This window comes from Streptomyces yunnanensis (genome assembly GCF_029011865.1).
Taxonomy (GTDB): Bacteria; Actinomycetota; Actinomycetes; order Streptomycetales; family Streptomycetaceae; genus Streptomyces; species Streptomyces yunnanensis.
The window spans coordinates 5,101,718-5,115,846 of sequence record NZ_CP095749.1 but is presented as its reverse complement, the minus strand read 5'-3'; the positions used below and the strand labels follow the sequence as shown (position 1 = coordinate 5,115,846).

The following is a 14,129-nucleotide window of genomic DNA, read 5'->3' as shown; positions in this document are numbered from 1 at the left end:
CCGTCGGAACCGCACCTTCGAGGCGACCTGCGTCCCTGTCGTCAAAGGAGCGTCGAAGCCTCGACGGCTACCTCACCGCTCGCCGGGTTCACGGCCCGTCCGAGGCTCTTCCGCGGGAACCGGGTATGCCCGATGGGTGCCGGTGTCGATGAGGATCTGCTTGGCCTGGGTGACGTTGCCGGCCTGGACGGCCCTGGCCATCGCGGAGCGGGCGGCTTCAGGTGTCGCGTGCGGCGGGACCACGAGCAGGGAGAAGTAGTCCTGGTCGCCTCGGGTGATGAGGACGGTGTCGTCGCCGACCGGGAAGGATTCGATGTGCACGACCCGGTCGTCGATGACCAGACGGGTCGGTAGTTCTTCCCAGGCGCCGGCGTCGAGGCCGACGCGCAGGACGGGTCCGAGGTGCTCGGTCAGCGCGGCGATCAGGCTGGGGAGCTCGGCGCCGATGTCGCGGGAACGCGGCCACCACGCGCCGTCGAGAACCTGCTCGCGGGTTTGCGTGGTCACCAGCCTCAAGAGGGCCGTCCCGGGCCTGACGGCATGGTGGACCGCGTCCGGCAGAAGCTGCGGAACGCCGGGAGTGTCGGAGTCGGCCATGTGCATTCGCCCGCCTTCCAGCGCGGTGCGTCCGCCCGGCGAGGCGACCTCCTCACTTCACCGTACTCCGCGTGCCGGGGCACGGGCGCACCCCGCGGTGACGGCGCCGGATCCGCGTTCGCCGGGAAAGTTCCTGCTCACGTACACCGTCACGGACGGCCTTGGCCGGAGTAGGGTGAAGAGACCGGGAGTATTTTGCACACCGGCTCCCACGCCGGTGTCGTTTCCGGCGAGCAACAACACCGGGACGTTCGACGACGAGCCCCGGGGACAGGTCCGCGCCATGACCGCGACCATCGACCGCGTCATCATCAGCGAGCGCGCACCTTCGCCACCGGTCCGCCTCTCCTTCACTCCGGCAGGATCGCCTCCGGGTCTTCTGGACGGTGCCTGGTGGCCTCGCTCTCGCGACCTCTTCCGTGAACTTCCCGCTCTGATAGCGGTGTTGGACGCGCGCTGGGGCCGGATCACTCATGTCACGGTGAACCCGACCTACTGGCCCGTGGTGCCGCGCAAGGTGCCGGTGGCCGGGCACACGGTGCACGTGGGCTGGTTCGCGGAAGAGCAGGATCCGAACAAGCTGATCCTCCTCTCCTACACCGCGGGCCGCTGGGACCTGCTGGTGATCCCGCCGGAGACCCATCCGGCCGCCGCCGCCCGGCTGATGTCCGCCGCAGCCACCTCCGGCGGCCTGCTGACCGCCAGCGCCCTCATGACGAGCGAGCACACCACCCATGACGCACAGGAGGAGCTGTGGCGGGAAGAAGACTGGGAGACCGACGGCGGAGCCGTCTCGGCAAACGGGGGCCGCGCATGACACCGACCTTTTTCTGAACCGGGGGCGGTGGGTGTGACGCGACGGCATCACGCCCACCGACACGTCGTCCTGCTGTTCCACGCGAGCGAGGTCACCATGAAGCCACCAGAACTCCCCTCAGCCGGGCGCGCCGACGTACGCATCGTAACCGCGTCCCCCGAAGCCGCCCGTCAGGTCGCAGACGTCCTCCGTCGTCGCTTCGCCGCCACCGAACAGCGCAGCTACCCCGTCGACGACTCAGGCGGAACCCGCCTCCACCTCACCGTCGACACCACCCACAGACCAGAGCCGGCGCAGCCCTGGCTGGTATCCAGTCGATCCTCCGGGGACGCCCGCACACAGACGGACGAAATCTGAAGCGAGGGCCCGCAAGGGCGGTGGGGCAGGCGTACTACCGCGCCTGGCTCACAGGCACCGAGTCGGTGCCCGGCGCGAGTGAGCGGCAATCATGGCAACACTGCACGAGCGGAAGCACTACCGCGAGACGATTATGAAGGCTCTGTACGAGACCACGGAAGGCAATCGATTCCTTGGCGTCACCGGGGCGAAGCTGCGCGACGATCTTCAGATCCCCGAGCAGGACCTGGCCGCCGCCTGCGCATACCTGGTGGGCGAAGGGCTGGTCACCGTCGACTGGGCACAGGGAAACACCCCCGTGATGGTCACGCTGACGCACCAGGGAATCCGGCTCCTGGAAGCCGAAGAGGAGGAACGGGGCTGACGCGACACGAAGGCCGCTTCCGGGAGCCGAGCCACCCCATTGCTACGTAATCGCCCTTATGCCGTAGAAGTGCCTCACGCATGGCATGAGAGGCGGGTCCGCGCACTCTCACGTGCAACGACCTGAAAGGGCGACCCCGGCGCGTATATGCCGGGGCCGTTGGCAACACGGATCGAGTGGCCGCCGCTGCCGAACGTGCGATGCCTATTCGCGGGCAACCGCCTCAAACGACTGGTCAGCCCTCCGCCATGCGTGAGCGATGCGTGAGCGGACTACGTGGCACAGACCGGCCGGCGGTGGACCCGACGTCAGCCGGATGCCCTCCGGCCTGGCATGAGTGGACTGTGGCCGACTGCGTAGGACCGTCGGTCACGTGTCCGTCGGGACTTTCAATCCAGCAGCCCGCCGCATTCGCGCGTGCACACCTCATCGCCGGCACCGACCCACTGCACCTCTCCGCACCCGAGCCAAGCCCGCACAAGTCACCTCAACCTCCACGCCATCGGGGGCCAGCCCCATCCCAGCCCTTTAGCGCGGTACACCAGGGTCAACAGCGGTCGAAACTGACCGCCTCCAACAAGGCCCCGCACCCAAATAGTCGCAGTTCAGAGCGCCGTTGCCCCCCTAAGACCCTGTTGATTCCCAAGCTCAGAGCGCGGGTTCGATTCCCGTCACCCGCTCCATAGTTGAGGCCCAGGTCAGCGACCTGGGCCTTGTTTGTTGTCTAGACCTCTCGGAGGTCGGCGTGCCCTCCGCGTGCCCTAACTCGCGGGAATGGCCTGGCCGGGGAGGCACTGAGGGGCCAAGCGGCACACCTGGACACGAATACGTCTCGAATGGCGAGACGCATTTCCTGTGACGCGCGTCACGCGCGAGCGATGGTTTTGTGAATTCGCATCCACAAAGCGGCGGTTGGCCTGACCAGTCGCGGGCACAGGCCAGCGCGTGGGGCGACCTGTCAGATATCAGGTGGTGGGGTGTCTCGCCGACTGCGGGGTTCGCCGGTTTCGGTCGGTCCTTCCGGGCGGTGGGTGTCGTCGTTGGGGGCCGAGTGGCGGGTGCCCCGTGGCCGCTGGCGAAGGCCCGTGGCCACGGAGGTGGCGAGGAGGGCCGCCCCGAGCGCGTAGAGCCATGTCTTGGACCAGCTGACCGCGAGAATGAAGGCCACCAAGCCGAGGCCGGCGAAAGCGGCTTTGAGTAGTGCCTGTCGTGCAGCCTTCCGGTCAGCGCGGGCCATCTCCGTTGTCCTCCTTGCCAGTTGTCACCGAGCTGTCAGGCGGCTGCGGAGCCGGTGAACCGGATCGTCCTGCACACCGCTCCGATGAGTTCCAGGCAGTCATCCCACTCGTCGATGTTCTCGGTGGCGAGGGAGAAGTCGGCCATGGCCAGGCGGCCGGGGACGGGCACGAAGATGTGCAGCTGCCGGACGATGGTGGGCTCGGGGTCGTCCTCCAGGAGGTTGACCGGCCTGGGAACCTTGGTGTCCTGGGTGACGACGACGGCCGGGCCGCAGTCCAGCATCATGACGCCGACTTCGGCCTCGGGGTAGATGGCGCCCATGGTGCGGGAGAGGCGGCGGACGGTGTGTTCGTTAGCCAGCTCGCTGGGGCGGGCGGTGACGGAGAGCATCACCGAGCTGAGCGGCTTGTGCGGGTCGTCCTCGCTGGGTCCGGACAGCAGAACGCCGGCGTAGACGGCGCCGGCGGCGGCGAGCATCTCGTACATGGCCTGCTGGGCCAGGACGGCGTGGGCGATCTGTTCCTGGCTGGGCTTGGGGTCGAGGGATGCGAGGTTGTCGATCAGCCGGTTGGTGTTGACCTCGGCCGAGACCTGGAAGTCGATGTCGCGGAAGGCGTCGGGGACGGAGAAGGTGAGCGGGAGTTCAGCGGTGGCGTCAGGCATGGCGCAGGTCTCCTATGGTCAGGGCTGTCGTGGCTGAGGGCAGGCAGTGGTGCGGCTGTGGCCCGTGCGGCTCACCGGCGTCCGATGACGCTGCCGAGGAGGGAGAGGGTGATCGTGCCGCCCTTCTGCGCGGCGGAGCCGACCGCGCCCCAGCTTCCAGCGGTATGGCCGAAGTTGGCGGTGAGCGCGGCGCCAGTGGCGGCCCCCTTGGCGTCGCTCTGATCGCTTCCCGTGGCGAACTCGATGGCGAGGGGGACCTGGGTGGCGAGACTGATCGAGCCCTGCATCACCTTGCCTGCGATCTTGCCTGCGTTGGCACTGGCTCCCACCGCCTTGGCGCCGCGGGCGCCGATATAGGTGAAGACCTTCGATGCCTCGGAGCCGCCCTTGCCAGCCACCTCTGCCAGGAAGGTCCGGCCGGCGGCCCGTGAGGCGACCTTGAGGCCGCTGACGGCACGCATCGACGCCGTGCCTGCCTTCAGCCCCTTGGCGGCGGCCCCGATGCCGGGGATCAGTGCGAGCGTGTCCGCTCCGAGGCCGGCGATCGTGGCAGCGTCCCAGTCGCCCTTGATCGCCGCACCGACCAGATGGGCCCCGAACGAACCCGCGGCAGTGACCAGCGCGATCGGCCCGAAGATGGGGGTGAGGACGGGGATCATGGCCAGCACACCGGTGACGGCGGATGCCATGCCCAGGACATCCCCCAGGAAGCCCCAGAACCCCCCGCCCTGTTCCTTGGCGGCCTCAGCGGCAGCCTTGGCCTTGAGGTACTCAAACTGCTGGTTGCTGGCGTCGATGACCTTCGTCATCTCCCGGTTGGTCAGGAGCGCCTGGAGCTGGTACTCGGCCTGAATCGCCAGGCAGTAGTCGACCAGGTCGCGCAGTTCGGGGTCGGCGATGCGCTGGGCGTCGTAGGCGACGTCCATCAGCCGCCACATCGTGCGGGTGAAGCCCCTGCCACCGCTCGCGAGCGAGCCGGGCGGGATCGGCCGGGCGACCACGGGGTCGGTGAAGTCGACCAGTGCGCAAGGGGTGCGCGCGCGGTGGAAACAGGAGGCGCCGTTGCCCAGGGCAGTGGTGAGGTGATCGGCGATGGCCTGGTCCTGCTTGGACGGCGTGTCCTTTCCCTGGCTGCCGCGGAGGAAGAGGTCCAGGGCTTGCTCCACGTCCTGGGAGTAGAGATCCCCACGGCCCGCCTCCCAGCCGAGTGCGATCCACTCGGCGAGCTGGCTCCGCCGCTCGGCGGCGAACTGTGGTGCTTCCTCCGCGGACCCGAAGAAGCCTTGCTCGTAGGCCACATCCTCTTCGATGCCGGAGGGTCCGTCGAAGGACCAGTCGATGATCCGTCGGGCGGCGTTGACGTTGAGCGAGTAGACGAATTCGCCGACGCGTCCTGCGGGCCGCTCCTGCTCCGCCTGAAGACGCAGCAGGCCCTCCCAGTCTTCCTCCTTCCTCAGGGCGTTTGACCGCTCGTAGAACCCGTCGCCCTCCTCCTCGGCCCCGGCCTGCTCCGCGGTGTCCTTCTCGATCAGGGCCCCGACGTCTCCGTCGAGCCGACGCATCGCGCTGATGATCCGCCGCTCCATAGCCAGCCAGGAGTTGATGATCAGGTCGATCCGGTAACGATCCTCCGCGGTTCCGGAGTTACCGCCCCAGCCCCAGATCGCCCGCGCGTCCCCGCCACCTCTATTGCTGTACATATTGAGCTTGGAGATGAGGGCGTCGATGATCAGGTCGCCTCTGCTGACGTCGTACCCGAGGTGCCACATCTCGTTGTGACCCTCGCCCTCGTTGTACCCATACAGGACGCCCATAAGGAACTCCTCCGCCCAGGTGGATGACGGCCCGTACCGGGCGAACCCCGGCGGGCCCCCAAATCCTGGAATCCACCGCCCGCCCGGACAAGGGTGACACTCAGGGCGAATGTGCGATTCTGACTGAATCGCACATGGCTGTGACCAGCCCTCCCTGAAAGCCCGGCACTTGGGGAGTTCCGGGCCGCACGGAATCGACCGAAAGCGCTGCCCCCAGCCAGCCACCGCCCCCAAACCGAAAGCCCCGAGGCTGACGGATCGGACCTGACCAGCTGATCACCGGCCTCGCGGTACTCCCCTGAAGGGACATCCGACGAACGGCAAGTGCGGGACGATCGAAGCGATGGCGCGCGCAGGGGGCGCACAAGGTGAATGAATCGCTCCGGTCGCCCCCGGTCCGCGCCCTGCCCCGGTCGGTTGGCGCACGCCACTATGACCGTGTCCTCAGCCGGAGTCTCTTGGCAACGGCATGGGACGGTCCGCCGGCGCGTCAGGCAGCGGCCCTTTGGGTTCTACGCATCTCATCGATCTCGCGAAGAGAACGAATTGGCATGGCGCAACCACCCATCCCATGGCAGGTCCAGCCAAGGAGGATCCACCCATGACTGAGCGCGTACCCGCCGCCTCCCAGCAAGTGCAGTTCCCGATCGTCGAATCGTTCACCCAGGGCACCGTGACCAACCCGCACTGGAAGCTCCTGGGCAGTGCGCAGCTGAACGGCGGCAGCCTGGAGCTCACCCCCAACGAACGTTCCCAGGCCGGGACAGCCTTCCTCGACGAGTCCTTCTCCTCATCGCTCGGCGTCACCATCGACTTCGACTACTCCTGTGAGGGCGGTGACCGTCTCGGCGACGGCTTCAGCGTCTACGTGATCGACGGCGAGCAGACAACAGAGCCCGGCGGCATCGGCGGAGCGCTCGGCTACTCCTTCACGAGGAATGGGGCGGGCGACATCGTCGCGCCGGGAGTCACAGCCGGGTACGTGGGTATCGGCTTCGACAACCACGGGAACTTCGCCACCCGGTACTCCGGTACGAACGGCCCCGGGCATCGGCCCAACACCGTCGGGGTACGCGGCTCGGGCAGTCTGCGGGAGGGGTTCCGCTGGCTCACCGGTGTCGAGGTGGACGGCGGATTCCGCGGGGGGTGGGACAACGGCTCCCACATCCAGGTCTCCATCATCGACGGCCGGCTGACCGTACGGCACGCCGACAAGGCCAACCCGAACGGCACCCTGGTGATCGACGACCTCGACCTCGCCGGTGCCGACGGACAGGCACGCATGCCCGAGACGTTCAAGCTGGGCTTCGCGGCGGGTACCGGCAGCGCCACCGCCTCCCACCGGATCAAGAACCTCACCGTGGCCCTGCCAGTCAACATGCCGCTGGAGATGAGCGGCCCGCAGACGGCGAAGGCAGGAGAACGCGTCTTCTACACCATCGGCGTGCAGAACCTCGGCCCCAACGACGCCCCCGACGCCGTGGTGGAGTGCACCGTCCCGGCGGAGCTGACCGATCCGGAGCTGACCTGCCAAGGCGAGAACGGAGCTGTCTGTGGCACCGGTTCGGTCCTGGACGGGCTGCACCTGCCGATCGACCTGCCCAGGGGCAGCAAGGCGATGGTCAACCTGACCGGCACCATCGACCCGCAGTTCGAGGGCCGGCTCACCTGCACCAGCCAAGTCACGTCGCCGACGCGCGCCAATACGGCCGGGCAGTACTCCGACTCGGTCGCCACCGAGGTCGAACTGCCCCCGGTCAGCGTCACCCCGGTGATCAACCTCCCCGGATGGCCCCAGACCTGGCCCCCGGAAGCGGAGGGCTGGGTCATCAGTTACGAACTCACGCTGGCCGCCAACGAGCAGCGCGTGGTGTGGTGGGAGATCTCCTTCGACGTACCGGAACGCACCCGCATCAACCCTCAACAGAGCCAGTGGTACGAGGTGGTCAAGGACGGCACCGACGGATCCGTCGTCATCGCCACGCCGGACGACACCCACACCATCGAGCCCGGCGCACCCCTCACCGTGGCCGTGCAGCTCCTCTACCCATCCCAGCACGACGCCGGTGACGGCACACTGCGCAACCTCCGCTCCATCGAGGTGACCCGGCCGTAGAGTCTGCTGTCACAGCGCTCCCGCTCGAAGTGGGAAGGCAGCCGGGCAGACCACCGCCGCTTCCCGAACGGCAGTCCTGCCGTCGGCTGTGAACGGGTGACGCGGCGCACCCCGTGGCCTTCCCACCTGCCCCGTACGGCCGGACGCTGCTGCCGGTTGCCCGTCCCGGCCCGCAGCAGCCGGCCTGTGGTCAACGGCCCGGCCAGCCCAGTTCGCCGGGGCGGACGGGCCGGGGCAGAGCTGGTCGTATCTCGTATCCGTTTCTTGAGAGGAGTACTGCCGTGCCCACTGCCACGATCGATCTCCCGCTCAGCTTCTCGGTCCCCGAGGATTTCCGGGACATCGACCTGACCGTCTCTGCGGAGGAGAACACCAACAAGCTGATCGGTGAACTCACCGGTCTGTCACGGCGCCCCAGTGACGAGGAGATCACCCACGCCGTCCTGGTGCAGCAGTCGATGTACGAGATGCTGGCCGCCGCCGGCGCCGTCTACGCCGGGATCCTGCTGGCCGGACCGTCCGAGGACGAACCCGACGGCCGGCTCACCTCGCTCATGCTGACGGTCACGGCCCGGCCCAGCGAACTGTCCAACGACCAGACCGTGCACCGGCTGGCCCGCACCATGGGCGCCATCTACCCCGAGGCCGAAGTGGGTGTGGTGCGGCTGCCGACCGGCCCCGCGGTGCTGCTCACCGAGGACAGCAAGGTCGAGCGGCCGGTGAACCTCCTGAGCGACGGAGGCGGCCCCACCGTCGTACGCCAACTGCATGTGTTCGTACCCGTTCCCGGGCGCCTGGCGATGGCGGACTTCTCCATCGCGACGGAGAACCTCGCCGAGTGGGACGACTACGTCGCCATCCTCGGCGAGGTCTGCAACACCATCGAATTCACCGACTGACCCGCCACGCGGAAGGATGACTCAAGGCCATGAAGACGCTCTACACCATCGCCGAAGGCGACGGCCGTTTCCCCATGCCGAACCTCGGCTACGAGGCGGGCCGTGGCGACCCCATCGTGGAGCCCGTGCACACCAAGCTCAACATGTACACCAGCAAGGCGAACGTGCGCGTCCCGTGGCGCTGGTCCGAGGAGGTCCTACGGGCTGAGGACCGCTACCGCATCGAGCAACTGATCCGCGCCTACCTCTACCAAGAGGACAGGATCGTCGCCGCTCTGCGGCGCCTGGACCGTGACTTCGGTGAGATGCGGTGGTCCTCCGACGAGGCCCGCAAGCGGATCGATGAATTCCTCAACTCCCTCCAGCAAGCGGACAAGAAACGCAGGAGCGAAGACCCCCTGGCCCGGACGTACCCGCAGCGGCCACGCAGTTCGGTCATCGACTTCACCGATCCCGAAATCGCGCACGTCCCCTCACTGAACGGGGATGGATCGTCCTTCTCCGTCCCCGTCGGGCGGCTGAAGGACAAGGGCTACGGACCCGACCGCATCGAGGACCCAGCCCTGCGCGACCTGATCGACCTCATCCTCGCCGTGCAGGCGGAGTACCAGCTGCAAAGCCTGCTGCTGAACCGCGAGTTCGAGCGTGTCGTCGAAACCCGCGGCCAGGAGGTCGAGTACCTGAGGGCGGCCGCCGCTGCCAAGGCCGCCGCGGAAGCCGGGGGGAGCAGCTTCTTGGGCATCCTCGGTGACGTCCTCGGGGTCGTCTCCGCCGTCGCCGGGGTCCTGGCGATGGTCCCGGTGCTGACCCCGCTGGCCGGGCCCATCGCCCTCGCGGCGGCGGCCGGCGCCCTGGCCGCGCACACCGCGGACGCGGTCATGCAGGGCGACTGGGACGCCGACACGATCGTCGGACTGGGCGCCGACGTGATCGGCGCCCTACCCGTCGTCGGCGCGCTCGGCAAGGCCGCGCGGGCCGGCAACCTCGCCATGCGCTCGGTCGGCAAGGCGAGCGTGGCCGTCCGCAGCGGCGGGCGTGCCTTCCTCGCCGCGACCGGCGGCGCCACCGCGGCCGAGGCGGGAGCCATCGGCAAATACCTCGGTGCCAAGGGCGCCAAGTTCGTCGGCGCGACCGCCCGCCAAGGCGAGGTCGCCGGGAAAGTGATCCAAGGAACGATCGACCTGGCCACCGAGATCCCCACCGTCGTCTCCCTGGCCGGCGCGGACGACACCGACACCGCGGAAGACGTCGCCACCGCTGTCGACTTCACCCAGGGCATGGCCGACAACGTCGGCGACTGGGCCGAAATGGGCTCCGCCGCAGCGAAAAAAGCCGGAAAGATCTCCCTCGCGCGCTTCGCCGCCGCCTTCGCCTAACACCCCGTCACGGCTTACGTGCCGGCGCCGGCATAGGGACGCGGGCGCCGACCTGGCCGGCATTTCTCAGGAGGTGGGGGTATCGCGTAGTGAATCCCGGTGTGGGCACCCCGTCGGCTCCCGCGGTGCCCACCGCGGAATTCGCTGATGCCAGGTTGCCGGCGGGGAGCCGTTTGGCCAAAGTCCCAGGTGGCAGAGGGCACGGTTGCGCTGCGGGTGCCTTCAACGAACCTTGGCCTTGACCGGTTCCGCCCGACCCCGAGCAGCCATCGCCCCCACCACGGCTGCGGCATGAAGATCCACAAGATTTCGCTGCCGTTCGACTGTCCGCCCACCGACGATCGCCGACAGCAGCTCAATTGGCACCGGTGATCACAGCCCGCCGATGGAGACGCCGCTCGCAGCGTGTGCTCGGTTGCGAGTAACACGCGCCATCCCGGCACCCAGTCGGGTGAGCGACTGGCGAGTGCTGCGTCTGCCCACTGCCGGCGGGGGCGACCATACCGGCGATGGGTTCACCCAAGGGAAAGGATTCGCCGTGCGCCGTGCATTGATCGTCGTCGATGTGCAGAAGGACTTCTGCGAGGGCGGCAGCATTCCGGTGAAGGGCGGCGCGGACAGGGCCGCCGCCATCGCCGACCTGGCGCGGCGCACTGACGGGAGTTACGCGTACACCGTCGCCACCCGTGACCACCACATCGACCCGGGGGCCCACTTCTCCGAGCACCCTGACTTCCAGGACTCCTTCCCCGTGCACTGCGTCGTCGGCAGCGAGGGAAGCGAGTTCCATCCGAACTTCGAGCCCGCCGTTGCCTCCGGGGCCGTCGACGAGGTCTTCTACAAGGGGAAGCACTCCGCCTCGAAGAGCGGATTCGAGGGCTCGACCCAGGACGGCACATCACTGACCGACTGGCTGCGTGCCCACGACGTCAGCGATCTCGACGTCGTCGGCATCGCCACCGACCACTGCGTGAAGGCCACCGCACTGGACGGCGTACGAGCGGGCTTCGCGGTACGGGTCCTACTCGACTACACCGCCGGCGTTGCCGCCGAAACCACCAGCACCGCGATCAGCGAGCTGCGCCACGCAGGTGTGGCGCTGAGCGGCGAGCCAGTCGTCCTCACCTGAAACAGCTGCCACTTCCGCCGCGGGACCGGCAGGTCCCTCGCCGCCGCGTGAGCGTTGCCACAGGCGGCTGAGGGCCGCCAGGTGGCTGTCAGTGCCGACGGGCTCCGGGGCAGCACCCTTCGTGTGCCCAACTCTCGGAAATTCCCTAGACGATGGGCAGGTTCCGCGCAGCATCCGGCCCGGAATCAGTGGCGCAAAGCCACGACTGCCATGCGCCGGTCAACAGCACGCCGCGATCAACGACGAAATGACGCGCAGCCCGGTTCAGCCGCCGATGCCGTTGCCCTCTGCCTGCGAACCGGCCCCGGGCTTGTTGTTGGCAGTCGGAGAAGACACGACCGAAACTCGCCCCGCACCGGGCACTCTACGAGGGCAACGAGCTCTTCCGCCGCAGACCGCGAAACGCACGCTACGGGACGGGAACTTGCACCCCGGTGACCTACGTGAGGCAGGCCCCTGGGCTGCAGTGCACTGCAGCCCAGGGGCCTGCCTCGCACCTACGCCGACAAGCGCAGCCGACAGGCGATCGGTCAGGCTTCGCGCACGGCTCGTTGACGCGTCGTCTTACCCGTGCGCGCAGCCCGAACCTTGGCGTCGATGCCCTCCGCGACCTCCTGCTGCCGCTCGTCGTCGGAGTGCTGGTAGATCAGCGCGGCCTTCTCCGAAGACTGTCCGGCGCGGACCATCGTGTCCTTGAGCGTGGCGCCGGACTGGGTGGACAGAGTGTGGCCCGTGTGGCGGAGGTCGTAAAAGCGGAAGTCGTCCGGCAATCCGACCTTGGCGCGGGCGCGGCGCCATTTACGGCCGAAGGTAGAGCGCCGGAACGGCGCGCCCTTCTCACCCACGAACAGCAGACCGTCGGTCCCCTTCTCGGCGAACCAATCGAGGTGTCGCTTCACCTCCATGTAGAGGAAGCCGGGAAGGTAGATGGTGCGCTCGCCGGCGGCCGACTTCGTGTCGCCCTCGACACGGCGGCCGGTAGTCAGCTCGGGTGCCGCCTCACTGATCTTGACCGCGAGGGGTTCGAGCGTGACGTTCGGGCGCCGCAGGGCTGCCTGCTCCTCCGGCCGCATCGGCCCGTAGGCGCCGAAGTACACCATCAGCCGCCACCGTGGCCCCATGGCTTCGGCAAGCGCGTCGACCTGCTCGACGGTGGCGGTCGGCCGTTCCTTCGCCCTCTCGGTGCCCGCGCCCTTGATCCGGCAGGGGTTGCGGCGGATCAGCTCATCGTCGGCGGCGGTCTCCATGATCGCCTTGAGCAGGCGGTAGGACTTGGCGACGGTGGTCGCGCCTGTGGCCTGGAGGCGCTCAGCGCGCCAGGTGCGGACGCCGGGCGGGGTGATCTCGTCCAGGTCCATGGGCCCGAAGGTGGGCAGGATATGCAGCCGCAGGAGCCTGCGGTACAGCTCATCGGTGGTCGCGGACAGCCCGCGCTCGTCGACCCACTTCAGCGCGTACACCTCGAAGTTGGCCGCACCGGCGTCGGGGTCGATCCAGTGCTTACGTTCGATGTCGGCCTGGGTGAGGGTGAGCCAGGTCTGCGCGTCGGTCTTGGTCTCGAAGGTCTCCGGGGCGGTCCGTCGGCTGCCGTCCGGTGCCCAGTAGCGCGCCTGCCACCGGCCGGAGGGAAGTCGGCGCACGGTCCCGAATTCACGCCGCCGCTGCGGCTTGCGGGCCGTCATCAGGCCGCCTTCCGGTAGGCCGAGCGCGCTTCGCGGAGGGTGGGGACGGTGTGGTCGTCGATGTACGCGTCCAGCACGCTGGTGCGGATGCGGACGTGGCGGCCGACCTTGACGTAGCGGATGCGGCGCTCCTGGACGAGGCGCCGGATGAAGCGGACGCCGGTGCCCAGGTACTCGGCCGCCTCGGCTGGGCTGAGGAGCGGGTCGGGGGTGTGGGTGATCACCTCCTTCGCGGACTTCGGCGTCTGGATGGAGGCGTGGGGTATCGCCGGGCGGCGCAAGGGTGGGTCCTCGTCTGGCGGGTGCGGCGCGGCAACACCGCACTCCGCCGGGTCGTTCTTGGGATGGGCGGAATGTGTTGTGTTCCCTGGCCTGTGGATTTGCGGGTCCCAGGGCCGGGGTGGTCTATGGCAGCAGGCCAGGTCGGCCAGCCGGTCAGTGGTCCTGGCCGGCTCCGGGCTCGTCGTCGGATGCTGCGTTGGGCGGCTGGGTGAGGTGGAACGCCTGGGCGAAGTTCGGGATGGCCTCGTCGGCCAAGGCGCTGGCGATCATGACCTCGGCTTCGTCTCGAATGTCGGGGTGTTCCGCGAGGTAGGCGTCGAAGGCGTCCCGGGCTTGGCTGAAGGCGGCGCCGGCCCGCTGGGTCTCACGGAACGCGCGGACGACGTTCTCGATCAGTTCCATTGCTCGGGCCTTGGCGGCGAGCCGCGGTGGTCCGACGAGGTTGTCCAGCGAGACGCCGAAGACCTCGGCGAAGCCGATCGCCTCGTCGAGGTTGACCCGGCGCTTGCCGTTCTCGATCCGCCACACCGCGGACGGGTTCATCTCGTACCCGGCCTCGTTCATGCGGTCTGACAGGGAGTTGGTGCTCCAGCCCCTGGCCTCCCGCTCGACCCGCAGCCGGGCGGCGACGTTCTCCTCGCCTCTGAGCAGAACCCCCTCTTCGGCACCGTCCGCTTCCGCGTCGGTCATGGGCCAAACCTTCCTTCCTCCAGCATCACTCTTCTGCGTTTTGCAGGAACGGCTCAACAGTAGCATCCGTACTGCGTTTCGCAAAGGGTTTCTGCAATCGGCAT

13 protein-coding genes are annotated in these 14,129 nt (G+C 68.3%); 7 read left to right on the top strand and 6 right to left on the bottom strand.

Features of this window, described 5'->3' with window-relative positions; translation table 11 throughout:
• Nucleotides 1-72 precede the first annotated feature (72 nt).
• Nucleotides 73-597, bottom strand: a complete 525-nt coding sequence (locus MOV08_RS22225) for a DUF5994 family protein (protein WP_275308645.1) — start codon at nt 595-597, stop codon at nt 73-75.
• A gap of 283 nt (nt 598-880) precedes the next feature.
• Here MOV08_RS22225 and MOV08_RS22220 point away from each other — a divergent pair, with 283 nt between their 5' ends.
• From MOV08_RS22220 to MOV08_RS22210, 3 genes are all read left to right on the top strand, one after another.
• A complete protein-coding gene (locus MOV08_RS22220; RefSeq protein ID WP_275308644.1) occupies nt 881-1,414 on the top strand; it encodes a DUF5994 family protein in 534 nt (177 codons plus the stop codon).
• Nucleotides 1,415-1,510: 96 nt separating this feature from the next.
• The gene (locus MOV08_RS22215; RefSeq protein WP_275311850.1) at nt 1,511-1,771 is read left to right on the top strand and encodes a hypothetical protein; all 261 of its coding nucleotides are present in this window, start codon (nt 1,511-1,513) and stop codon (nt 1,769-1,771) included.
• A gap of 91 nt (nt 1,772-1,862) precedes the next feature.
• Nucleotides 1,863-2,135, top strand: a complete 273-nt coding sequence (locus tag MOV08_RS22210) for a hypothetical protein (protein ID WP_016577979.1) — start codon at nt 1,863-1,865, stop codon at nt 2,133-2,135.
• A 1,272-nt stretch (nt 2,136-3,407) separates the two neighbouring features.
• On the opposite strand, the gene MOV08_RS22205 is transcribed toward MOV08_RS22210, so the two are convergent.
• Together MOV08_RS22205 and MOV08_RS22200 are read right to left on the bottom strand one after the other, a co-directional pair.
• Nucleotides 3,408-4,037 carry a hypothetical protein gene (locus MOV08_RS22205; RefSeq protein WP_275308643.1) on the bottom strand — a complete coding sequence of 210 codons (630 nt, stop codon included), beginning with the start codon at nt 4,035-4,037 and terminating at the stop codon, nt 3,408-3,410.
• A 71-nt stretch (nt 4,038-4,108) separates the two neighbouring features.
• Entirely contained in the window at nt 4,109-5,851 is a 1,743-nt protein-coding gene (locus MOV08_RS22200; protein ID WP_275308642.1) for a hypothetical protein, read from the bottom strand.
• Nucleotides 5,852-6,452: 601 nt separating this feature from the next.
• Here MOV08_RS22200 and MOV08_RS22195 point away from each other — a divergent pair.
• The 4 genes from MOV08_RS22195 to MOV08_RS22180 all read left to right on the top strand — a co-directional run bounded on the left by MOV08_RS22195 (nt 6,453) and on the right by MOV08_RS22180 (nt 11,371).
• Nucleotides 6,453-7,967 carry a hypothetical protein gene (locus tag MOV08_RS22195; RefSeq protein ID WP_275308641.1) on the top strand — a complete coding sequence of 505 codons (1,515 nt, stop codon included), beginning with the start codon at nt 6,453-6,455 and terminating at the stop codon, nt 7,965-7,967.
• A gap of 281 nt (nt 7,968-8,248) precedes the next feature.
• Nucleotides 8,249-8,866 carry a hypothetical protein gene (locus tag MOV08_RS22190; RefSeq protein WP_275308640.1) on the top strand — a complete coding sequence of 206 codons (618 nt, stop codon included), beginning with the start codon at nt 8,249-8,251 and terminating at the stop codon, nt 8,864-8,866.
• A gap of 29 nt (nt 8,867-8,895) precedes the next feature.
• On the top strand, nt 8,896-10,242 hold the full coding sequence (locus MOV08_RS22185) for a hypothetical protein (RefSeq protein ID WP_275308639.1): 1,347 nt from the start codon (nt 8,896-8,898) through the stop codon (nt 10,240-10,242).
• Between the two features lie 538 nt (nt 10,243-10,780).
• A complete protein-coding gene (locus MOV08_RS22180) occupies nt 10,781-11,371 on the top strand; it encodes an isochorismatase family protein (protein WP_275308638.1) in 591 nt (196 codons plus the stop codon).
• Nucleotides 11,372-11,901: 530 nt separating this feature from the next.
• On the opposite strand, the gene MOV08_RS22175 is transcribed toward MOV08_RS22180, so the two are convergent.
• From MOV08_RS22175 to MOV08_RS22165, 3 genes are all read right to left on the bottom strand, one after another.
• Nucleotides 11,902-13,053: a tyrosine-type recombinase/integrase gene (locus MOV08_RS22175; protein WP_275308637.1), complete on the bottom strand. Its 1,152-nt coding sequence runs from the start codon at nt 13,051-13,053 to the stop codon at nt 11,902-11,904.
• A complete protein-coding gene (locus MOV08_RS22170; protein ID WP_338057186.1) occupies nt 13,053-13,334 on the bottom strand; it encodes a helix-turn-helix domain-containing protein in 282 nt (93 codons plus the stop codon). The genes MOV08_RS22175 and MOV08_RS22170 overlap by 1 nt, the downstream gene beginning before the upstream one ends.
• A 154-nt stretch (nt 13,335-13,488) precedes the next feature.
• Entirely contained in the window at nt 13,489-14,025 is a 537-nt protein-coding gene (locus MOV08_RS22165) for a helix-turn-helix domain-containing protein (protein ID WP_275308636.1), read from the bottom strand.
• Between the last annotated feature and the right edge of the window lie 104 nt (nt 14,026-14,129).

Bases quoted from the DNA above. Each gene is read 5' to 3' on its own strand.
- MOV08_RS22210 (WP_016577979.1), top strand. From the start codon at position 1,863: ATGGCAACACTGCACGAGCGGAAGCACTACCGCGAGACGATTATGAAG.
- MOV08_RS22200 (WP_275308642.1), bottom strand. From the start codon at position 5,851: ATGGGCGTCCTGTATGGGTACAACGAGGGCGAGGGTCACAACGAGATG.
- MOV08_RS22195 (WP_275308641.1), top strand. From the start codon at position 6,453: ATGACTGAGCGCGTACCCGCCGCCTCCCAGCAAGTGCAGTTCCCGATC.
- MOV08_RS22220 (WP_275308644.1), top strand. From the start codon at position 881: ATGACCGCGACCATCGACCGCGTCATCATCAGCGAGCGCGCACCTTCG.
- MOV08_RS22225 (WP_275308645.1), bottom strand. From the start codon at position 597: ATGGCCGACTCCGACACTCCCGGCGTTCCGCAGCTTCTGCCGGACGCG.
- MOV08_RS22165 (WP_275308636.1), bottom strand. From the start codon at position 14,025: ATGACCGACGCGGAAGCGGACGGTGCCGAAGAGGGGGTTCTGCTCAGA.
- MOV08_RS22185 (WP_275308639.1), top strand. From the start codon at position 8,896: ATGAAGACGCTCTACACCATCGCCGAAGGCGACGGCCGTTTCCCCATG.
- MOV08_RS22205 (WP_275308643.1), bottom strand. From the start codon at position 4,037: ATGCCTGACGCCACCGCTGAACTCCCGCTCACCTTCTCCGTCCCCGAC.
- MOV08_RS22215 (WP_275311850.1), top strand. From the start codon at position 1,511: ATGAAGCCACCAGAACTCCCCTCAGCCGGGCGCGCCGACGTACGCATC.
- MOV08_RS22175 (WP_275308637.1), bottom strand. From the start codon at position 13,053: ATGACGGCCCGCAAGCCGCAGCGGCGGCGTGAATTCGGGACCGTGCGC.